The sequence below is a fragment of the Aquiflexum sp. TKW24L genome (assembly GCF_023502205.1).
Taxonomy (GTDB): Bacteria; Bacteroidota; Bacteroidia; order Cytophagales; family Cyclobacteriaceae; genus Cognataquiflexum.
The window spans coordinates 28,681-49,233 of sequence record NZ_JAMFLG010000003.1 but is presented as its reverse complement, the minus strand read 5'-3'; the positions used below and the strand labels follow the sequence as shown (position 1 = coordinate 49,233).

Below are 20,553 nucleotides of genomic sequence, written 5' to 3'. Positions count from 1 at the left end.
AAAAGCACCGATCTCCCCGGCTTTAGCCAAATCCTATCCAACTTCATAAAATCCAATCTCATTATTTTGGCTAAAGCCGATTTGTTGCTTGTTATTTATTTGTGATTGGGCTTATTCCTATTGACTAAACCCCACAGGAGGCCTGAATATATCCCATTCATTAAATCAAGTTAATTGATTACTTCAATGCCGGCAAGAGGTGTTTCCAAATCAAATTGATTTCACCCTGCATGTCTTGAATGTTGGCTGTGGTTACGATGACTGCATCCTTTTCAGGGAGGATCAATACAAACTGCCCATTGGCACCATCTGCGCGGTATGAATTATGACGGCTTCTCCAAAGCTGATAGCCATACCCTTGCAACCAATCGCTGTCTTTTGCTTTTACTTTGAGGTTTTCCTTTTTGACTCCTGCAGGTAAGGATGGAACCTGATTAGAACTCGCCTCCTCAATCCAAGATGCTGAAAGCAACTGTTTGTCGTTCCATTTTCCTTTTTGGAGATAAAATTGTCCCAACTTGGCCAAATCTTCCGTTTTCAGGTAAAGTCCCCAACCACCAACAGGAATACCCTGTGGGCTTTCTTCCCACATTGCTCCTACTATTCCTAAAGGCCTGAAAAATCTTGGCTGCAAATAATCAATCACCCGTTCTCCGGTTACTTGCTGCAAGATGGCTGAAAGCATGTATGTCGCCAAGCTGTTGTACACGTATTGAGTTCCGGGTTTATGTTCCACAGGTGTTGTCAAAAAAGCCTCTACCCAATCTTTGTCTTTTTCAGCACGGATAGCGCGGGAAGGATCCGTGTCATGTCCGGCAGTCATGGTCAGCAAATGCCTGATTTCCATATTCCTTAGATTTTCACTTACCTCGGAGGGGAGTTTGTCAGGAAAGAAAGAAATGACCTTGTCGCTGACTTTCAGAAGATTTTCCTGTACCGCAAATCCAATAGCCGTTGAAGAAAAGGTTTTACTGACTGAGTGCAGAACATGGGGTTTGTTGGAAGCATTTTCCCCAAACCAATATTCCGCAACCACTTTGCCATGGCGAAGGATCATCAGGCTGTGTAATTCCTGTCCACTTGCTTTTACCGCTTCGAGGTAAATTTCAATATTTTTTGGATTTACATTTTCATCAGTTGGGGTGCTTCTGGGCAATGCCTTTACCAAAGAAGGAAAATTGACAAGTTCAATGTCCCTTTCGGAGATGGCTTTCTTGACCTTTTCACTTGTCCAGGTATCGGTCACACCTTGACGATCCACTGCTACATCTTCATAGCCGATATGTCCCACACCCTGCATTTCAATGTTATCATAAGCGGGATGGTCCACAAACATGTAACTTTTGCCAGGCACAAGTTTTTCCAACATGCGGAGAAATGCCACTTCTTTTTCCGCTGAGGTAGTTTTGGCCCCATCATAAGAGACCCCAGAAATCCCCAAACCCTGCATCACTGCCCTACTCATCACAGGCAGGTCATATTCTGCTGACAAGCGGTCCACCATTTCCACCACTTTGGGATCAAAACCAGTCGAACCCATATGCCCGGAAAGGTGGCTGATTTGGGGAACTTCCTTGAGGGCGAACTCAATCTGTGCCCTAAACTCCCTTTCAATTTCTTCCAGATTCCATTTGTTCTCGGTTATCGCCAAACCGGGATAGTTCTTATTTGGACCCATCATCGGGAAAAAATAGCCGTTATCGTCCACCAAACTTGGGCAGTCTGTCAATGGTCTCCATTTGATATTGTCCCATTCGCTGGTAAGGACAAGATGAAGCCCCAAATCGATTCCGGTATGTTTTCTAAGCAGTTGAGCTGCTTCGGGAAACCACGGCCCAATTGCCATGACCTCGATAGAAGTCTCAATGCCGTTTTCATAGGTTTCTATACTCGCTAGGTTGGCCGACCTGGACGAACCCATGTCATCCCCTCTTACAATTAGCTTTGGACCAGGTGCTTTTTGTGCAAATACCGATAGGGATAATAAAAGAAGAATCCCTAGAATCGCATGTTTCTTGAAAAGATTCATATCTGGCTTTTGGTTTAAATAGGTTTATTGGTTGTCAATTCTTCTGGCAAGCAATCGATGTACAGTCCGAAAATACAGCCGAAATACGGAAGAATTATTACCGCTCAAAGCATTTGCAAGAACAAGTTTCATCCAATTGAATTCCATTCATTCTTGACTCGAGCCTAGCTGCCTTATTTTTAAAACGACTATTCGTTGCTACTGAATCCAATCAGAACTCATCATTTTGAATTCTTCATTTCCCTTCTATCTGATTTTTCATTTTTTCTGCGTCCATCTGTGTCATCTGCGGGAATATTCTTTGTATGAATATTTAATTTACTTAATATAATTTAACCGCATTTCCCCTTGACTCAAAGCCATACTAGTCCTAAGTCTCCCTTACACCATAGTAGACTCCCATTTACCCATCAGTTACCTATTGACCAATCATTGACCAATCAAACTCCAATCAAACACCAGTCCCAGAACTATATATTTTTGGTGAGTGAAGCATAAAGCATGTTGTATTTAGGTAATATAATTGCCCCTTATGTTGGTAGTTTTACTTTATTATCTATATATTAAGTTTTCATTTTTAATTATCACCCACATGGCAAGCGTAAATGATTCATCCGGAGGAAAGTTCAAGGGTAAGGTTGGCGGGTTGGTTTATTACCAGGTTGGAGGCAAAACCTACGTTCGACAAGCACCACCCAAGCAGACAAAAGCTAAAAAGCAAAAGACTTCTGAGCTCAGAATGCTATACCAGAGTAAAATGACTTTAACGCAAAGTCACTTGAAATCGCTTACAGGAGCCATAGCTTTTGGTTTTCAGAATTTTGCAGATGGTGCCAAAAGGCCATTCCATGTCTGTGTTTCCTACACTTTATACAATGCCTTCGTCTCTGAAGGGCGAAACTTTGCCTTAGACCCATCACTGTTTAAGATAAGCAGAGGTAATCTCCTACCACCCCAAGATCCAAAAGCAGAAAAAACAGGCGATGGTATTTTGATCACTTGGCATAACAATTCTTATGTATCCAATTCAAAACCTTGGGACAAAGCTTTTGTAGTCCTTCATAATCCTGAAGATATGATATCGGAACAATACCGTCCTAAATAAAAGTTGAGAGGCCCTACTTTTTGCCCAAAATAGCTATTTTGGGTTTGCACCAAAAACCTCAGACCTCCAAGGCCCCTTCTAAGTCGAGTACCAGTTACCAGAACAAGCGCAGGGACGCTGATTTGTTCAAGGATACGTATTAATTTTAATATGAGTATCCGCTTTATTGCGCGTAGCTAAACACGGATTTCCACCTCGAAGAGTGAATTTCTTAACCTTCCTACCTCCTAGAAATAAAACAGAAGTTTTATTTCTTGAAAGCGGAATCCTATTAATCATGCGTTTTTAAGGGTATTATTTTTACCTTTAGAAGGCACAGGCTATTCAATTATGCGAATTTCTTCCTTTTTTTTGTTTCTTTTTTTACTTCTTATTTCGGGCATTTTACTATCCTGTATCAAAGAAGAACCCCAAACTCCTGAGGCCACAGCGGATGAAATAGATCGGGTTGTCAACAATATCCATGAAGGATTCTTTGTTTTTTCTATACAGGGAGGTACGAGGGAACAGGCATTTTCTATTAAAAATGAAGGAATGGATGGCATTTACGGTGTCAGAAGGGCTGAACTTGAAAACTTGGAAGGGGAAAATCTTTCTTTGTATAATTGTGTAAATACCCTTAACCCCGGAATTCTCCAAAAAATCAAAATCAATGGTGCAAGCAATACATTTTCGGTTTGCAGGTATGCTGTAGGTTTGTCCTATATCGCAGAAATAAAGGTTTTGCTTGAAAAAAGTGAAACCGAAAGATTGGAGATAATCCAAAGATTTGAACAGGGAATCATCACCGAATCCGAAAGCGATACTGAAATGGACGATTTGAGGGAAAGATTTGCGGCTTCTTATTTGGGCATCAAGAATTTTTACAGCAATAATTTCAGGACCTGTCTTCACACCCTCGTCACGGAGATAAGTGTCATTTTGGACAACGATCAGTGGCAGATTTTTATCATGTGCATTGACAGTTAGGCAATTACTTTATTCTTCCAAAAATTTACACTTTATTCTGACCTGAGTTTAATATATTTGAACCTAATTCGAATAAAATTCAACTATGGGAGCTCAGGAAAGACAACAGAAGGAAAAATTGATTTTAGAGGCTTCAATCAAGCTTTTTACAGAAAAAGGTTATCTCGCCACCAAGATGGATGACGTGGCCAAGGCTTCCAAAATAAGCAAGGGACTCACCTATTTTTATTATAAAAACAAAGAAGACCTGTACATGGCAGTGACCAAAAAAGCTTTTGATGAACTGAAGGATGTATTCCGTGATATCATCAAAGTGAAAGGAAGAAACGGCCTCGACATGCTGATTGAGCTATCCAATAATTACTTCAAGTTTGCCAAAACAAACCGGATGTATTACGAAGCTGTTTTGAATTTTATGGGATTGGTCCAGCTCTATAATGATGAAAGTCTCAGGTTAAAAATTGATCCTTTGGTATTGGAGAGTGAACATTTTCTAAAGCTGCTTGAAGTCCACCACGATTGTGGAAAAATTGGGACACAGATGGTCACCCAAGGAATCAAAGATGGAAGCATCCGACCTGAATTACAGGCGGAGGCTACTTTTTACACAATTTGGGCCATGTTGATCGGATATGAAAAGTTATTGGGACCAATCGGATATGAAGGAAAAGATGCCAAGATCAATCTTGAAACCTGGAAACCGTCCTTCAACCGCTTGCTTCAGGACATGCTGAAAGGAACTTTCCAAGCCCAAAAAATCCAACCTGTTCAGGGGAGTTTGTTTTAGTGAATGTGGTTATTCTTTTTTTTCGATTAAATTTCCTCCTGCTTTAGCTGGAGGGGAAATAAAACCACCGAGCTCCCCGGCTTTAGCCAAATCCTATCCACCTTCAAAAATCCAATCTCATCGTTTTGGCTAAAGCCGATTTTTTACTCGGCATTTATTTGTGAATGGGCTTATTCCTATTGAACTACCAATGACATCACCGGAGATTAGGATATCTTGATTCTGATTTCGGTAAAACTTATTTTTTCGATTAAATTTCCTCCTGCTTTAGCTGGAGGGGAAATAAAAGCACAGATCTCCCCGGCTTTAGCCAAACCCTAAACAACTTCATAAATCCAATCTCATCATTTTGGCTAAAACCGATTTTTTGCTAGGCATTTATTTGTGAATGGGCTTATTCCTATTGAACTACCAATGACATCACCGGAGCTTAGAATATCTTGATTCTGATTTCAATAAGACTTATTATTTCGATTAAATTTTCTCCTGCTTTAGCTGGAGGGGAAATAAAAACACAGATCTCCCCGGCTTTAGCCAAATCCTATCCACCTCCATAAATCCAATCTCATTATTTTGGCTAAGGCCGATTTTTTACTCGGCATTTATTTTTGAATGGGCTTATTCCTATTGAACTACCAATGACATCACCGGAGCTTAGAATATCTTGATTCTGATTTCAATAAGACTTATTATTTCGATTAAATTTCCTCCTGCTTTAGCTGGAGGGGAAATAAAAACACAGATCTCCCCAGCTTTAGCCATACCCTAAACAACTTCATAAATCCAATCTCATTATTTTGGCTAAAGCCGATTTTTTGCTAGGCATTAATTTGTGAATGGGCTCATTCCTATTGAAATCAGGATGACGGAGGAACAACCTTCATCAGAAAAAAGCATAAAGGAGAGAAAATACTCCCCTTTATTTGATTATGAAACCAACAATACTTTCCCGTTTCTTCCACCTTTTTCGTAGGCTTCAAGCGCTTCTTTGAATTGCTCCAAGGGAAATGAATCCTGCACATCCACCTTCACTTTATTGGAAAGCAAATAGGTGAAAACAGTTTTAAAAACGGTTTTTCTTTGTTCGGCGCTCAGGCTTTCCATATAAGTTGTCAACCAAAACCCTTCTACTTTCAGGTTTTTGAAGATCAATAATCCTGAATTCAAAGGGATATTTTCCAGACTCAGCAATCCAAAAACCATCATTTTTCCACCGGATTTTAAGCATGCGATGGCTTTGCCCCCAAGGACCCCTCCTACCGCATCAAACACAACGGATACACCTTCACCCGTATGCTCGGCAATTACCTTTTGGAGTTTTTCCTTTTCAGTATTGATGACAAGGTCCGCACCGATGGATTGTAGCATTTCCTTTTGATCGTCCCTGCGAACTGTGCAGGCGACTTTGATGCCTTTTTGATGCGCCATTTGGATGGCCAATTTGCCAAACGCAGAGGCTCCCGCAGTGATCAACAACCAATCTCCTGCCTTCAATCCACTCGTTTCGATCATCCCATATGCCGTCAAAGGGTTGACAAATGCCTGACAGGCAACTTCATCTGTCATTCCCTGCGGTGTAGGAATCACCATTGCTGCCGGAATGCATAGATATTCTTTCCAAGTACCTATAGCAGTAAAAATCACCCGTGTCCCTACCGGAACGGTATTGCTTTCATCTGATGAATCTACGACTCCGGCTGCCTCGAACCCAGCGCTGCTGGGTAGTTTTGGGGTGATGCCATACATTCCCCTTACAAACATGATGTCTGATGGATTGATGTTGCGTGCGGTTACTTTGATCCTGACTTCATGTGCCTTTGGCTGTGGCATTGGTGCTTCCTCTAGCTGCAAAACTTCTGCAGGAAGACCTGTTTGGTGAAAAATTACTTGTTTCATAATTATTTAAAATGAGTTTTTTACTGGTTTTCAAGATTGAAATTAGGAAAAAATACTCGGTATGCATAATATTTTTCTTCTCCGAATAGCCATTAAAGCCTTTAATTTTTATCTTGTAGCCTATCTAAAAACCCAAATAACAATTATGGATTTATCTGCATTATTTTCACTGGCAAACAAAGTAGCCATCATCACAGGTGCCAGCAAAGGTATAGGTTTCGGTATCGCAGAGATTTTTGCAGCTGCAGGAGCCAAAGTCGTCATTAGCAGCAGAAAGCAGGACGCTTTGGATGAAATGGCTACCCAACTGAGGGGGAAAGGCTATGAGGTTGCTGCTATTGCCTGCAACGTGGGTCGCATGGACGAATTGGATAGCTTGGTCAAACAGACAATCGAAAAGTATGGCCAAATAGATATTTTGGTCAACAATGCTGCCGTCAACCCGGTTTTTGGTCCTGTTCATAATACGACTCCCGAGGCTTTTGACAAGATCATGGATGTCAATCTGAAAGCCCCTTTTCACCTGATGAATTTATGTTTTCCTTACCTGCGGGCTTCTTCGGGTGCGGCAGTCATCAACATCAGTTCGATCGGCGGAATTTCGCCTGAACAGGGATTGGGAATCTACAGTGTCAGTAAGGCTGCCTTGATTTCTCTTACAAAAGTGTATGCCAAAGAATGGGGCGACCATAAAATCCGGGTCAATGCCATCTGCCCGGGATTGATCCAAACAAAATTCTCGGAAGCACTTTGGAGCAACGAAAAAATCATGGAACACATGATGAAAGCCCTTCCTATCAAAAGGGTGGGAACAAGTGAGGAAATCGGTGCCATGGCGCTCTTTTTAGCATCCAAAGCCTCTTCCTATACCACCGGCGCTACCTTGACAGCCGATGGTGGTTTTACAATTTAACTATCAACCTTATGGAATTCAATAAAATATTTGCCTCGAAAGAGGTGCAGGAGTTGGTATACCGGTACGACTTGTTTCTCAAAACACATGTACATCCCCTCGAACAGGAAGCAATTTATGGCTCTTTCAAAGCTGTTTTGCCGAAGTTGAAATCCTTAAGGGAACTGGCAAAAAAGGAAGGCCTTTTTGCTCCCCACCTATCCAAAGAAGACGGAGGATTGGGCTTGGATTTGACCGAGTTTGCGAGCATTTCTGAAGTTTTGGGGAAAAGCCCGCTTGGACATTACATATTTAATTGCAATGCACCCGATATCGGGAATATGGAACTGATGCATCGCTTTGCCAGCAAAGAGCTTAAGGAAAAATTCCTTGCTCCTCTTCAAAGGGGAGAAATCCGGAGTTGCTTCGCCATGACCGAACCCAATAACCCGGGCAGCAATCCTGTTCACCTCTCTACCACCGCTGTCAAAGAAGGAAATGAATACATCATCAATGGTCATAAGTGGTTTACGACAGCGGCAGATGGGGCACATTTTACCATCGTCATGGCTTTGACAGATCCGGCTAATCCCAATCCATACCAAAGGGCAAGCATGATATTGGTTCCTTTGGATAATCCCGGGTACAAATTGATCCGAAATATCCCCATCATGGGTGATGTTGGGGAAGATTACCTTTCTCATGGTGAAGTGATGTTTACCAATTGCAGGGTTCCGATTTCCAACCTGATTGGGGAAGAAGGACAAGGATTTGCTTTGGCACAGGAAAGATTGGGACCGGGTAGAATCCACCACTGCATGCGTTGGATTGGAATCTGCGAACGTGCTTTGGAAATGATGTGCAGGCGTGCCTTGTCCAGACAATTGGATCCCGGCAAGCCCCTCGCCTACCAACAAACCATCCAAAATTGGATTGCCGAAGCCGCGGCCGGTATCAAAGCTTCCCGTCTGATGGTGATGATGACTGCACACAAGATCGAGCAGGAAGGAGCGAAAGCCGCAAAAGAGGATATTTCTACAATCAAGTTTTTTGTCTCTGATGTCCTGATGACTACCCTGGACAAAGCCATACAGGTGCATGGCGCATTGGGAATTACCGATGACACTTTACTTTCATTTTGGTACCGACATGAGCGTGGGTCAAGGATTTACGATGGGCCGGATGAGGTTCATAAATCAGTTTTGGCCAAAAGAATCCTAAAAAACTATTCTCAGGGATGAACAAGGAACCTCATGGTCTCGAAAACCTCTTTCCTTTTTTGGAAGCAAAACTGAATCTCGATCCTCAAAGTACGGTGATTTCCCAATTCAAGGGAGGGTATTCCAACCTTACTTTTTTGATCAATTCTCCTGATGGGCAATTTGTCCTGAGAAGGCCGCCTCTCGGAATGAAAATCAGCAAAGCCCATGACATGGTCCGGGAATTCCGGATTTTGGAGGCGCTGGAGAAAGCTGGATACGATAAAACCCCAAAACCGATACTCTGCTGTGAAGACGAAGCTGTGATCGGCGCGCCATTTTTCATCATGGAAAAAGTGGATGGTCTGATCCTGAGGAATAAAATTCCCGAGAACATGATTCTCGGAAAGGACTATTTCAAAGAACTGTCTAAAAACACGATAGATGGATTATTGGAGCTTCATCACCTTGAGTTGGAAGAATCCGGATTGGCCAAATTGGGTAAACCTGAAGGCTATGTGGAAAGACAGGTTTTGGGTTGGTCAGAAAGGTATTTCAATGCCAAAACCGATGAATTGGTCGAATTGGAACTGGTCATTGACTGGCTCAAATCAAATCTCCCCAAAAACGAGAACATTGGATTTATCCACAATGATTACAAATTTGACAACCTGGTATTGTCAGGGCCTAATGCTAAAATAAAAGCTGTCTTGGATTGGGAGATGGCGACGGTCGGAGATCCATTGATGGATTTGGGCACTTCCTTGGCCTATTGGGCGGAGCCGGGCGATGCGGATATTCTGAAAATGTTTAACCTGAGTTACTTGGAAGGCAATATGACGAGGTCTGAAGTCGTTGAATATTATGCCTCCAAAAGCCCACTCAATTTGGAAAATATGATTTTTTATTATACCTATGGTTTATTCAAAGTAGCTGTGATTGCCCAACAGATTTATAAGCGATTTAAACTTGGTTTTGCCCAAGATCCGAGATTCTCTGGATTGATTCTTGTGGTTGAAGCCTGCGGAAAAAAAGCCTTGCAAAGTATTCATTCCCAAAAAATTTGAATTATGAAAATCAAAAAAGTTTGTGTTTTAGGTGCCGGTACATTGGGAACCCGTGTTGCCCTTCAGGCTGCCTTGTCTGGATATGAGGTTTCTATTTATGACATCAACCTCAAATCCCTGAAAAGCGCAAAAGAAGTGATGGAAAGGATAGTCACCAAGCTCGCAAAAGCAAGTGGCTTGGAATCCGAATCAGGTTTGATGGCCATAGAAAAAATCACTTTCACCAAAGATCCTAAAGTAGCTGTCTATGAGGCAGATATTATCAATGAAAGTGTATCCGAGGATGTTTCAATAAAGACCGAAGTATGGAAACTATTTGGAGAAATCGCTCCTGAAAAAACCATCTTTACCACCAATACCTCCTACCTGTTACCTTCCATGTTTGCGGAAGTTTCAGGCCGTCCTGCTAAGTTTTGTGCCCTGCATTTCCATGATGTATTTATTGCAAAAGTGGTCGACATCATGCCGCATCCAGGCACAGATCCTGAGCTGATTCCGGTACTGATGGATTTTGGCAGGTCCTTGGAACAGGTTCCCGTTTTGGTCAAAAAAGAAAACAACGGGTACTTATTCAATACCATGCTGATGTCATTTATAGGTGCCGCAGGAAAGCTCTTGGTAAACGACATCGCCTCGATTGAGGATATTGACAAGTCTTGGATGGTCAACTTCAACATGCCAGCAGGACCCTTTGGAATCTTGGATACCATCGGGTTAGAGACCGCTTGGCATGTCACCAAAAACCAGCCTGACAAAGCCTCCCAAGCTTTTGCCGCCCTCCTGAAAACCTACGTCGATGCAGGAAAACTCGGAGAAAAATCCGGAGAGGGATTCTACAAATACCCCAAACCAAAATATAAAGACCCTGATTTCTTGGTTTAAGGAAGAAGTTATTATATGGATATATGCTACTTTGTCAATTAACCAGCATTCTATTACCAACAGGACGGAAGACCGAAGTCGGAAGACGGATGTACCGTCCATTTCAGTTTCCTTCCAAGGATTAAATTGAATTATCATTTTACTGATATCATTGAATAGATTTTAATATCCATTTACAAAATGGGATGTTGGGTATTTAGCCCTACATCTTTTTTTGATCTACCTCAGAATATTGGAGGAGTCAAAATGATCTGATAGCGGATGAATTTTAAAGGTCCTAGATAGAGGGGTTTTCAATTGTAATTTCAATTCCTGTCTGCACGACTTCTTGGGCAAACGGATTTAAAGAATTAAAATCCTGCTCTTTAATTGGGTGAGGCTCAATTCTCAGATCAATCTTTCTACGTAATTTCATTAAATGCCTTTGGGTAGAAAAAAAATCAGGCATATTTTCCAAAACCAATGCGATGTCTATATCGCTTTCTTCCCTCTCCTTCCCCTTCGCAAAGGATCCAAAAAGAAATGCTTTTTTTACTCCAAGGTTTTTTGGAATAATCATGACATATCGCTTCGCAGTATCTATAACTCGTTGATCAACCATTGTCTTAATATATTGATTCGTTTTGGCCAGAGATCTGTAAACTCTTTTGTGCATAGTTTATAAAAATCCTGCTTATAGTTATCATACCTCGCATTAATGTTAAATGTTGATATTTCATCAAGCCATTCTTCATATTCTTCACTAATTTCAAGTCCCGTTTTTGATGCAAGTCTCAGTAAATCATGAGTAAATATCGTGTGTTTTTCCTGACTCTTTACATAATATGCTTTCAATAGTTTTTCTAATACCAAGTGCCCAAGAAACATCGCCCAACTGAAATCTTTTGACTTCAAGAGATTTTGCATGGTCTGATAGTCTTTTTCAGAAGTATCTTTCCAATACTTTACTACTTTATCGATATTTTCAAGTTTGTCGTCCAACGTAGTGAAGATACAAGATTTTTTTGGGGGATCATTTACCAAGATCTAAGAGAGTCTGATTGACTAGGAATTTGAAGGGGATTATAAGGAGAGAGGAAGAGGATTAAAAGATAAGGATGAAGGGTTCAAATAATGAGGTGAAAGGTAAAATTAAGAGGTTTTCCCGTCATCCTGAACGAGGTACGAGTGAAGGATCTTTAATTATCATGGATTAATCAAAACTCACCCTTATTAATCCTTGCTTCAAATTTCATTTTTAAAAACTGAACATCAATTTGACTAATAGGACCTTTATTTAATTTTCCCCACAATCCATTTTGGGCCAATCTATCAATTTGAGCAATTACCACATCATCAATAAATGAATCACTATTTGGATATTTTTTGTTTAACTCCTTAAGTACATCATATTGAGGCTCACTTTCGGTAATCCTCATATGCAATTTAAAAGCTTTACTTAAATCTTCGAAAGATCTGTCATCGAACGTAAGGAGGTAAATACATTCATCAAAATCAATATTTTTGATGTACCTCTTCTCAAAATCAATTATAAAGTTTCTATGAAGTTTTACTGAAAAGATTGATGAACCAAGACTTAGATCAAAAGTCTTTGCTGAACTATCCGAGCCTAATGGAAATGTGATTTCCTTGAAATACAAATTCAAAACATAGAGAGCAGCAGCTATGTCAAATAGGTATTTGACACTTCCAAACTTTAAAGAACTGACTCTATCATGTTTAAGATTCTGATAGGCATTATTCCAAGTATAAGTTGGCCTGTTGGAATTTGTTCTATTTTCGGTCTTTTGGAATGGTTTTAATTCTCTCTTTGTAAGAAAGCAATTACCTGAACTGATAATGACTGATTTTTCATCAAGTTTCCATTTGGAGTTCAAAAACTTTAAAGCATCCTCATCATAGTTTAGTTTTTCCTTTTGAGGACCACCATTTACCTTATACAACTCCTTAGAAATAGATTCAATTTCAACAGCGCACCTCATTACCAAATCAGAAATCTTTGCCGAATAGACATTCAAATGTGCGTCATCCACATGGATGTGAAACATAAGATTTTCAATCTCACTTTCTATGCTTCTATAGACAGGCCAATAGATATTCGAATTCATAAAAATATTACTCAACGACAAACCTTTTTAAGACTTCGGAAATCACTTCAACTTGATGTTCTTTGGTATACTTTTTCCCTAATCTGATCTGATCCTCAGATAGCTTCTGAAAAATTTCATTTTTAAGTTCCAAAGACATTTTTTTCCCATCCCCGCCCAGTTTCACATGAATTTGATCCAATGATTGATTTATTTTTTCAAATCTTGCATTGGTCAATCTCATTATAACTCCATCAATTACCCCCCTTAAAACTTTCTTTTCAATGATTAAATATTTTTCATTTGAGTTTATTGATAATTCAGGTGCTTTATTTAAAATTTCATTAAAACCATAAAAATCTTTCTCTTTTACCTGATCAAATTTTCCTCGAATACTTAATTGAATAATAAAATCTCCAATAATCATTATTTTGGGTTTTGAAAAATTAAAATCCATATTTAAGAAGCCTGCAAATTCAGTTGAATATCCAGGACAATAAATAACTTTAAATTTTACTTTAGATAAGTCTCTATCATATATTGGAATATTTTCAATTGACCTATCAGAATGTTTTGGAAGGTGCTTATCCAATATCCTTCTGATTGTTTCCATCTCATTTGTTGTCAATATGGGTTTTTCATTATTTAATGAAAACCTCCAAAATACACTAAGCCAAAAAAACAAACTTACTTTGCATGAATCTTTTACGACACAAATACCCTCATTATCAGTATTTTCAAATATTGAATCAGGTTTATTAAGAATTTGAGAAAATTGACTTTCTATTAAAGAAAATCGGTTTTCACATTCAGAGCAGAACACATGATCTACAACATTTGGTTTTGAACTTTTTTGTATAATTTCCTCATCAGTTAAATCCCCAAAAACTTCCTCCAATTTTTCCGGGAGTATAGATTTACCTATATATGATTTGGTTTCATTGTTTGAAATAACAAATCCTAATTCTTTATCTCTTTTCAAAGATCCCACCTCATTATCGATGTATTTCATCAATAAGAACGGAACCATATGAGATCCCTTTTTATCAGCCTCTTTGCTCCGACATAGTTTGCAATTCTTATCACTTTTCATCAAAAATCCTTTTTTCCTTTTTAAGTTATATTTATAACCTCACCCCATCCCCATTCCTTCAATAAACGTCTCCACAAAATCTACAATCCTTTTTAGGATTCGGTCGCCGAGTTTCTTGCGCTGCATGATGGTGGGCTTCTCTCCTGCTATCAGATCCAATACCTCATCGCGCATAGGTTCTCGCTCTGCAAAAAGATAATCCTCAATCAACTTTTCAGTCTTTTCGGCAGAGAGATTTTCTTCCTCCACGATCTTCTCAAACTCATGCTGCTGCTCCTTACTCCAAAACTTCTCAAAAGCAGGTGTGATGTCATCAGCATCTGAGATGTCAGGAAGGTTTTCCAATATAAATTTCTGGATCAGTTCCCGCTTACTTCTCAGTGTGGCCTCAGTACTCAACAGGTTAAAAATCTCCTGCTCAGCTTTGCCGGCATCTTTGTTTTTGTCAGATTTAAGTTTGATCAGCAGTTGGATGATGTAAGCAACATTGATTTCATCCCTGTGGATCAACTCAAGCTCAAAGTCTACATCCTCCAAGATCGAGACTTTTTCCTTCTGATGGTTGCCGTTGGTCTTATCATAAAGATCAAGGTATTTGCTTTTGAAGTCCTCAAAAAGCTGCTCACTCATCTGCAGGTCCGCCCAATTAAAATCCGAGAAGGAAGCCAGCACATTCTTGACCCGCATCAGGTCGCGGAAAGCTTTGATAAACTCCAGCTCATCATCTTCTGTCAGGAGTTCATTGACGCTATCCGTCGTCGGGGTGATTTCAAGGAGTTTTGCAAATGCCTGATCAAACTTCTCGGTGTAATCCTCATAGGGTTTCATGATGATTACTTCTATCGCTTCCTTATTGCTAAAAAGCGTGATAGCTTGGTCTGTCTTGCTTTTGAGATTGCGGAAAACCACAATATTTCCCTGTGATTTCTGCTCGTTCAATATCCTGTTGGTTCGGCTGAAAGCCTGGATCAATCCATGGTATTTCAGGTTCTTGTCCACAAAAAGCGTATTGACCTTCTTGGCATCAAATCCCGTCAAAAACATATTGACGACCAACAGAATATCAATCCTGTTTCCTGTATTCTCGGGCTGCCGCTCACGGTCTTTGAGCTTTTTGGAGATGTCATTGTAGTAATTGTAAAAGTCTTCACTCGTATTGGTCGAATACTTCACACCAAAAAGCTGGTTGTAATCCTCGATGTATTCATCCAGTTTTTCACGGCTATGGGCCTGAAGACCATAGAGCGCTTTTGGTTCTTCTACCACAGAGACTTCCTCGGGTATAAAGCCATTGGCATCTGCATCATCTTCATTGGCGGCGTAGCTAAAGATCGTGGCTACATTCAAAGTATGTAGCCCTTCGGCTTTCTTCCTTTTGAATATATCATAGTATTTGATCAGGGACTTTACACTGTCCACACAAAACATGGCTGAATAATCCCTGTTGTGGGTTTTCCTGCCATGATGGGCGATGATGTAGTCTGCGATCTTTTCAAGTCTGCCCACATCTTCCATCAACTCCTTGGTGTCAATGTCCTCGACTTCAATGTCAATTTCTGTGGCGGTTTCCTTCTGCTTGTACCTGCCCACATATTCCACCGAAAACTTCAACACATTCTCATCCTTGATCGCATCGGTGATCACGTACTTGTGCAGGCAATCTTCAAAAAGGTCCTTGGTCGTCCGCTTGCCCAATTCGTTTTTGTTTGCATTGTCGGCAAAAATAGGCGTGCCCGTAAAGCCAAACATTTGGTTGTTGGTAAAAAAGTCTTTGATCCTATTGTGGGTTTCGCCGAACTGACTGCGGTGGCACTCGTCAAAAATAAATACGATTCTCTTATCTTTCAGGTCTGACATCCGGCTTTCATACTTCATCTTGCTGATGGCAGTATTGAGTTTCTGTATCGTCGTGACGATCAGCTTGCTGTTTTTGGCTTCTCCCTTTTTGTCTCTGTATGCGCCGACAAACTGCTTTACCAGATTGGAAGTGTTGTCCGTGCCGTCAATACAGCCATCACTGAAGCTGTTAAACTCTTTGGTCGTCTGGTAATCCAAGTCCTTGCGGTCCACCACAAACACCACTTTGTGTACCTGCGGCAGGTTCATCAGAATCTGACTTGCCTTGAAGCTCGTCAAGGTCTTGCCCGAACCCGTGGTATGCCAGATATAGCCGTTTTTGGTTGAATTCTTTACCCTTTCTATTAAAGCCTCCACCGCATAAAACTGGTAAGGCCTCAAGACCATCGGTATTTTGTAGGCTTCATTCAACACGATGTACTTGCAGATCATCTTGCTAATATGGCAAGGTTCCAGAAAGGCATCAGTAAAACCGTTGAGGATATTGGTCAGCCGCTTATTATCTACATCTGTCCAATAAAAAGTCTGTTTGAAACTTTGGTTGCGGTTGTTGGCATAATACTTTGTGTTTACCCCGTTGCTGATGATAAAAATCTGGACATACTGGTACAAAGCCGAATTGGAACCAAAGGAATGTCTTTGATAACGGTTGATCTGATTGAATGCTTCTTTGAGTTCTAATCCCCTCCGTTTGAGTTCGATCTGCACCAAAGGCAAACCATTGATCAATATGCTGACATCATAGCGGTTTTTGTATTTGCCTTCCTGTGCGATTTGGTTGGTAACCTGATATTGGTTTTGGCACCAATGCTCCGTATTGAGAAATTCAAAATAAAGGTTGTCGCCATTATCCTTGATGATATGCTGTTTTTGCCGGAGGGTCTTTGATTTTTCAAACACCGAACCTTTATTCAGCAGGTTAAGCACCTTGTCAAATTCAGAGGCCGAGAAGGTAATGTTGTTGTGTTTTTCTAATTGGCTTTTGAGGTTATTTAACAATGCCGCTTCACTGTTGAGAACAGTGTATCCATAACCCAATTTTTGCAATTGGACAATCAGTTGTTCTTCTAAGATCTGTTCAGATTGTTTAGCCATAGAATTTGTCTTTTTCCCAATTCAATGGATTGGTTTCGATATAGGATTGAATGGTTTCGAATGATTGTGCATTCCGAATGATATGGTCATGAAACCGGGATTGCCAACCAAAATCTGCGTGGATTTTACGCGCATGAATGGTCACCATCCGTTTGTATTGATTGATGATTACCCCGATTGTCCCCGGATTCCATTTGTCGTTTTTGCCACCGTGGGATGGCGACGGCGACGGCGTTGGCGGTGGCCCCGTAGAGACGCCCAAATTGGGCGTCTCTACAATTGGCGTTTTTTCCATTGGCGTTTCCCCCCGATCAATAATCAATATCCCATGAACGTGGTTGGGCATGACGACAAAATTCCCCAATTCCACAAATGGAAAATGGTTGGGGATTTCCATCCAAAATTGTTCGGCCAATTGACCGATTGTATTCAATTTCATGGATTGTGGATTTCCGGCAATATCCCCAAAAAAACATTGCCTGTCCTGCGTACAAATCGTAATGAAATACGCACCATTGGCGCCATAATCCCAATGTTGCAACCGGGCCGATGGAATGCGGTATTTGTTTTTGTATTTGTCCATTGGTTCAATATTATGGATTGGCGATATCACACAAACATCCGTTGCAACAATCCCTTTTTCCATATTTCCGTTTTTTCTATCTGTGCCTGTGAATGATTTATTTTTTCGTCTAGGGCAGAAAAGAAATTGGCGATTTTCGTTTGTTCGGGAAGGGAGGGGTAAGGAATCGGCATTTCATAGAAATCATTTGTTAGAAAACTCATTCGATCGTCTCGAGCTCCATAATTAGATATGTCTTCCATATGTTTATACCAAAAAGTAGAACTAAAGAAAAACTCTAAATATTTGAGGTCTCCCTCTAAAAATCTAAATACAGAATACAAAGGAGACATTATACCTGTTTCTAAATGATTTCGAGAGATAGGACCTACAGGTGCATATTTTGAAATTCTTGGATTATATATAAAATCATCCTTTTCCACTACATAATATCCTAATAAATTATTCTGGTTTGCTATGTCTTTATCAAAAAAGTCTCTTTGATTAACAATACCAAATAAAGCTGAATTTGTAAAGACATTCTTAATCTTGTTATCCTTGTTTTTAATTATTCTTTTTATAGCCACCTCCCCCAACTTCTTCATTTCCCAATCCGGAAAATCCTTTCCATTACCCGCACTGAGCAAAGTCGAAGTGTCATCCTGAAAGCGAATTTCCTGAGAAAACAATTTTTGCATCACACCTTTTTTGAATTCCTCCAATAGGTCCTTTTTCTTTTTCAGAGATTGGAGTTTTTCGTCAACTGCCGTAAGAAAAGAGGCGATTTTGGTTTGCTCAGGGAGGGAGGGAATCTCCACTCCTAATGATTCTAAATCACTTTTTACAAATCCTTTAATTGATGTCCCTTGATTAAATTCAAGTAATTTATTTGTTTTTATTTTTAGAAGATATGCAAGAAAAATATGGTCGTCCCTCGTCGGGATTAGGTTTGTAAAATCTTGACTTGTACAAAGTTCAACTTCACTTACAGCAATTTTACCAACACCTACTCTGGAAACAATTAATATACTATGTTTAGGAATTATTTTTGTCGCTGAATTTGAAACTGCATTTTCTGTAATAAACCTATTCATTCTAATTTGATAAATACTATCATCAATCAGATCTGAACTCGAAATCCAAGGAATATTGCCATTCCAAAATTCTATATTTTGAGTTGAAGGTGTTCCTCCCCCGAGAAAAGTCCCCACTTCCCCCAACTTCTTCCTTTCCCATTCTCCTCCGAATTCAGGGAAACGCAATCTTGGTTTATTCTTTTGCTTTTCCATCATTCAAAAAGGGGTAGCAATATTTAACTCTATACAAAAAACCACGATGTTTTGATCAGTGGTCTTGATTCTTTCATCTATGGCTTTGATTTCCATGGCAATGGCTTCAATGTCTATTTCCCCTTCCGCTTCGAAGGTATCCACATAGCGGGGGATGTTTAAGTTGTAATCCTGTGCAGCTATGGAATCGGAGCCGCCATGAATAGGGGCCTTACGGCTGTATTTTTCTGTTTCGATTCTGTTGCGGTAGGTGTCGATGATCTTGTGGATATGTTCTTCCCGCAAGACATTCTGCGTTTTTACTTTGTCATAGTCATTGCTTGCATCTATAAAAAGGACATCATCGGGATGCTCACGGCACTTTTTGAACACCATGATACAAGTGGGAATACTTGTGCCATAAAATATATTGACAGGCAGGCCGATGACGGCATCGAGGTAGTTTTTGTTTTCGATCAGGTACTTTCGGATATGTTGCTCCGCCCCTCCCCTAAACAGTGCCCCGTGCGGCAAGACAATGGCCATCGTTCCGTTTTCTGCCAAGTGGTACACCATATGCTGCACAAAGGCAAAATCGGCTTTGCTGCCCGGGGCGAGTTTTCCATATTGGCTAAACCTGTCATCACTGGTAAAGATGGGATTTGCACTCCACTGCGCCGAAAAAGGCGGATTAGCCACAATCGCTTCAAACTGTTGGTCGATGTGTTGTGGATGCTCAAGGGTATCTTCCTGCTTGATGTCAAACTTGCGGTAATGCACCCCATGCAAAATCATATTCATCCGGGCAAGGTTGTAGGTCGTCCGGTTCATCTCCTGTCCGTAAAACATCGCCACGTCCTTCACTTCCCTCGCTACCCGAAGCAACAATGAACCCGAACCACAGGTAGGGTCATAGACTGTTTTGAGTTTTTGCTTTCCTGTGGTCACTATCTTTGCAAGGATTTTGGAAACTTCCTGCGGGGTATAAAACTCCCCGGCTTTCTTGCCTGCACCACTCGCAAACTGTCCGATAAGGTATTCATAAGCATCGCCCAACACATCCAATTCGGAGTTTTCTAACTTAAAATCAATCTTATCCAGGTGCGTCAGCACCTTGGCAATGATGGTATTCCTGGCATCAGGTGTTTTGCCAAGCTTGGTGCTGTTCAGGTCCATGTCCTCAAAGAGGTTGTCAAAATCCTCCTCGCTGTCGGTCCCCATCGTACTCAGTTGGATATTGGTCAGGATTTTTTGAAGGTCTTCAAGGATGAAATTGGTGACGATGGGTTCTTCGGTTTCGGAGACTTCCTTTGGAGAGACGCCCTGTAGGGCGTCTGTACTGAAATTGCCCATGCCACGCTTGGCCACTTCGGTAAAAAGCTCCTCAGGGCGTAGAAAGTAGCCGAGTTTTTCGAGTGCTTCCTCTTTGATGGCTTCGAGGATTTCTTCTGCCTGAGGCAATGCGGTATTGATATCCCTAAAACGGATCTTATCCTGCGTCAGGATCCCGTTGGCAAAGAGCTCCATTTTTTCACTCAGGTACTTGTAAAAAATAAATCCCAATATATAATCACGGAATTCGTCTGCATTCATTTTCCCCCGGAGTGTGTTGGCGATGTTCCACAGCTGTTGTTCCAGGATTTTCTTTTGATCTTCTGACATGGGTACTGAGAGGTTTGTAATTTAGATTGGCTAATCTACTCCTAAAATCCCTTTTTTCCCTATCCCCTTATCAGGGTATTTTTCCATAAAGCAGAAAAAAGCA

At 40.7% G+C, this 20,553-nt stretch carries 17 protein-coding genes; 7 read left to right on the top strand and 10 right to left on the bottom strand.

All coding sequences use genetic code 11. The features are described 5' to 3' along the window. Window positions 1-178: 178 nt before the first annotated feature. Window positions 179-2,029 (bottom strand): serine hydrolase domain-containing protein, encoded by a 1,851-nt coding sequence (locus M3O96_RS03125; RefSeq protein WP_249718681.1) that lies wholly within the window; start codon window positions 2,027-2,029, stop codon window positions 179-181. A gap of 592 nt (window positions 2,030-2,621) precedes the next feature. Here M3O96_RS03125 and M3O96_RS03120 point away from each other — a divergent pair. From M3O96_RS03120 to M3O96_RS03110, 3 genes are all read left to right on the top strand, one after another. Next, window positions 2,622-3,134 carry a DUF6266 family protein gene (locus M3O96_RS03120; RefSeq protein ID WP_249718679.1) on the top strand — a complete coding sequence of 171 codons (513 nt, stop codon included), beginning with the start codon at window positions 2,622-2,624 and terminating at the stop codon, window positions 3,132-3,134. 330 nt (window positions 3,135-3,464) lie between these two features. Then, the gene (locus tag M3O96_RS03115; protein WP_249718677.1) at window positions 3,465-4,103 is read left to right on the top strand and encodes a hypothetical protein; all 639 of its coding nucleotides are present in this window, start codon (window positions 3,465-3,467) and stop codon (window positions 4,101-4,103) included. 85 nt (window positions 4,104-4,188) lie between these two features. Beyond that, the gene (locus M3O96_RS03110) at window positions 4,189-4,890 is read left to right on the top strand and encodes a TetR/AcrR family transcriptional regulator (protein WP_249718675.1); all 702 of its coding nucleotides are present in this window, start codon (window positions 4,189-4,191) and stop codon (window positions 4,888-4,890) included. Between the two features lie 927 nt (window positions 4,891-5,817). Here M3O96_RS03110 and M3O96_RS03105 read toward each other — a convergent pair. Beyond that, on the bottom strand, window positions 5,818-6,786 hold the full coding sequence (locus tag M3O96_RS03105) for a zinc-dependent alcohol dehydrogenase family protein (RefSeq protein ID WP_249718674.1): 969 nt from the start codon (window positions 6,784-6,786) through the stop codon (window positions 5,818-5,820). Between the two features lie 145 nt (window positions 6,787-6,931). Between M3O96_RS03105 and M3O96_RS03100 the strand changes: the two genes are divergently transcribed. From M3O96_RS03100 to M3O96_RS03085, 4 genes are read left to right on the top strand one after another with little or no spacing between them, the layout of a single operon-like run. Beyond that, on the top strand, window positions 6,932-7,699 hold the full coding sequence (locus tag M3O96_RS03100; RefSeq protein ID WP_249718672.1) for an SDR family NAD(P)-dependent oxidoreductase: 768 nt from the start codon (window positions 6,932-6,934) through the stop codon (window positions 7,697-7,699). Window positions 7,700-7,710: 11 nt separating this feature from the next. Continuing rightward, a complete protein-coding gene (locus tag M3O96_RS03095) occupies window positions 7,711-8,919 on the top strand; it encodes an acyl-CoA dehydrogenase family protein (RefSeq protein ID WP_249718670.1) in 1,209 nt (402 codons plus the stop codon). Next, on the top strand, window positions 8,916-9,944 hold the full coding sequence (locus M3O96_RS03090) for a phosphotransferase family protein (RefSeq protein WP_249718668.1): 1,029 nt from the start codon (window positions 8,916-8,918) through the stop codon (window positions 9,942-9,944). The genes M3O96_RS03095 and M3O96_RS03090 overlap by 4 nt, the downstream gene beginning before the upstream one ends. Window positions 9,945-9,947: 3 nt before the next feature. Beyond that, window positions 9,948-10,826: a 3-hydroxyacyl-CoA dehydrogenase gene (locus M3O96_RS03085; RefSeq protein WP_249718666.1), complete on the top strand. Its 879-nt coding sequence runs from the start codon at window positions 9,948-9,950 to the stop codon at window positions 10,824-10,826. A gap of 277 nt (window positions 10,827-11,103) precedes the next feature. Here M3O96_RS03085 and M3O96_RS03080 read toward each other — a convergent pair whose 3' ends face one another. The 8 genes from M3O96_RS03080 to M3O96_RS03045 form a co-directional block, all read right to left on the bottom strand. Beyond that, the gene (locus tag M3O96_RS03080) at window positions 11,104-11,427 is read right to left on the bottom strand and encodes a nucleotidyltransferase domain-containing protein (RefSeq protein WP_249718664.1); all 324 of its coding nucleotides are present in this window, start codon (window positions 11,425-11,427) and stop codon (window positions 11,104-11,106) included. Continuing rightward, entirely contained in the window at window positions 11,406-11,807 is a 402-nt protein-coding gene (locus tag M3O96_RS03075; RefSeq protein ID WP_249718662.1) for a HEPN domain-containing protein, read from the bottom strand. The genes M3O96_RS03080 and M3O96_RS03075 overlap by 22 nt, the downstream gene beginning before the upstream one ends. 215 nt (window positions 11,808-12,022) lie before the next feature. Then, window positions 12,023-12,934: a hypothetical protein gene (locus tag M3O96_RS03070; RefSeq protein ID WP_249718661.1), complete on the bottom strand. Its 912-nt coding sequence runs from the start codon at window positions 12,932-12,934 to the stop codon at window positions 12,023-12,025. Window positions 12,935-12,941: 7 nt separating this feature from the next. Beyond that, window positions 12,942-14,006 carry a hypothetical protein gene (locus M3O96_RS03065; RefSeq protein WP_249718659.1) on the bottom strand — a complete coding sequence of 355 codons (1,065 nt, stop codon included), beginning with the start codon at window positions 14,004-14,006 and terminating at the stop codon, window positions 12,942-12,944. A 39-nt stretch (window positions 14,007-14,045) separates the two neighbouring features. Continuing rightward, window positions 14,046-16,958 (bottom strand): type I restriction endonuclease subunit R, encoded by a 2,913-nt coding sequence (locus tag M3O96_RS03060; protein ID WP_249718657.1) that lies wholly within the window; start codon window positions 16,956-16,958, stop codon window positions 14,046-14,048. After that, the gene (locus tag M3O96_RS03055; protein WP_249718656.1) at window positions 16,951-17,541 is read right to left on the bottom strand and encodes a transposase; all 591 of its coding nucleotides are present in this window, start codon (window positions 17,539-17,541) and stop codon (window positions 16,951-16,953) included. Before M3O96_RS03055 ends, M3O96_RS03060 begins: the two co-directional genes overlap by 8 nt. 26 nt (window positions 17,542-17,567) lie before the next feature. Next, entirely contained in the window at window positions 17,568-18,812 is a 1,245-nt protein-coding gene (locus M3O96_RS03050) for a restriction endonuclease subunit S (RefSeq protein WP_249718654.1), read from the bottom strand. Beyond that, window positions 18,813-20,450, bottom strand: coding sequence for a type I restriction-modification system subunit M (locus tag M3O96_RS03045; RefSeq protein WP_249718652.1), 1,638 nt, complete (start codon window positions 20,448-20,450; stop codon window positions 18,813-18,815). It abuts the gene before it with no gap. Between the last annotated feature and the right edge of the window lie 103 nt (window positions 20,451-20,553).

Excerpts from the sequence above, each read along its gene's own strand:
- M3O96_RS03060 (WP_249718657.1), bottom strand. The coding sequence starts at position 16,958 with ATGGCTAAACAATCTGAACAGATCTTAGAAGAACAACTGATTGTCCAA.
- M3O96_RS03080 (WP_249718664.1), bottom strand. The coding sequence starts at position 11,427 with ATGGTTGATCAACGAGTTATAGATACTGCGAAGCGATATGTCATGATT.
- M3O96_RS03095 (WP_249718670.1), top strand. The coding sequence starts at position 7,711 with ATGGAATTCAATAAAATATTTGCCTCGAAAGAGGTGCAGGAGTTGGTA.
- M3O96_RS03100 (WP_249718672.1), top strand. The coding sequence starts at position 6,932 with ATGGATTTATCTGCATTATTTTCACTGGCAAACAAAGTAGCCATCATC.
- M3O96_RS03070 (WP_249718661.1), bottom strand. The coding sequence starts at position 12,934 with ATGAATTCGAATATCTATTGGCCTGTCTATAGAAGCATAGAAAGTGAG.
- M3O96_RS03085 (WP_249718666.1), top strand. The coding sequence starts at position 9,948 with ATGAAAATCAAAAAAGTTTGTGTTTTAGGTGCCGGTACATTGGGAACC.
- M3O96_RS03105 (WP_249718674.1), bottom strand. The coding sequence starts at position 6,786 with ATGAAACAAGTAATTTTTCACCAAACAGGTCTTCCTGCAGAAGTTTTG.
- M3O96_RS03125 (WP_249718681.1), bottom strand. The coding sequence starts at position 2,029 with ATGAATCTTTTCAAGAAACATGCGATTCTAGGGATTCTTCTTTTATTA.
- M3O96_RS03045 (WP_249718652.1), bottom strand. The coding sequence starts at position 20,450 with ATGTCAGAAGATCAAAAGAAAATCCTGGAACAACAGCTGTGGAACATC.
- M3O96_RS03120 (WP_249718679.1), top strand. The coding sequence starts at position 2,622 with ATGGCAAGCGTAAATGATTCATCCGGAGGAAAGTTCAAGGGTAAGGTT.
- M3O96_RS03115 (WP_249718677.1), top strand. The coding sequence starts at position 3,465 with ATGCGAATTTCTTCCTTTTTTTTGTTTCTTTTTTTACTTCTTATTTCG.
- M3O96_RS03090 (WP_249718668.1), top strand. The coding sequence starts at position 8,916 with ATGAACAAGGAACCTCATGGTCTCGAAAACCTCTTTCCTTTTTTGGAA.
- M3O96_RS03050 (WP_249718654.1), bottom strand. The coding sequence starts at position 18,812 with ATGATGGAAAAGCAAAAGAATAAACCAAGATTGCGTTTCCCTGAATTC.
- M3O96_RS03065 (WP_249718659.1), bottom strand. The coding sequence starts at position 14,006 with ATGAAAAGTGATAAGAATTGCAAACTATGTCGGAGCAAAGAGGCTGAT.
- M3O96_RS03110 (WP_249718675.1), top strand. The coding sequence starts at position 4,189 with ATGGGAGCTCAGGAAAGACAACAGAAGGAAAAATTGATTTTAGAGGCT.
- M3O96_RS03055 (WP_249718656.1), bottom strand. The coding sequence starts at position 17,541 with ATGGACAAATACAAAAACAAATACCGCATTCCATCGGCCCGGTTGCAA.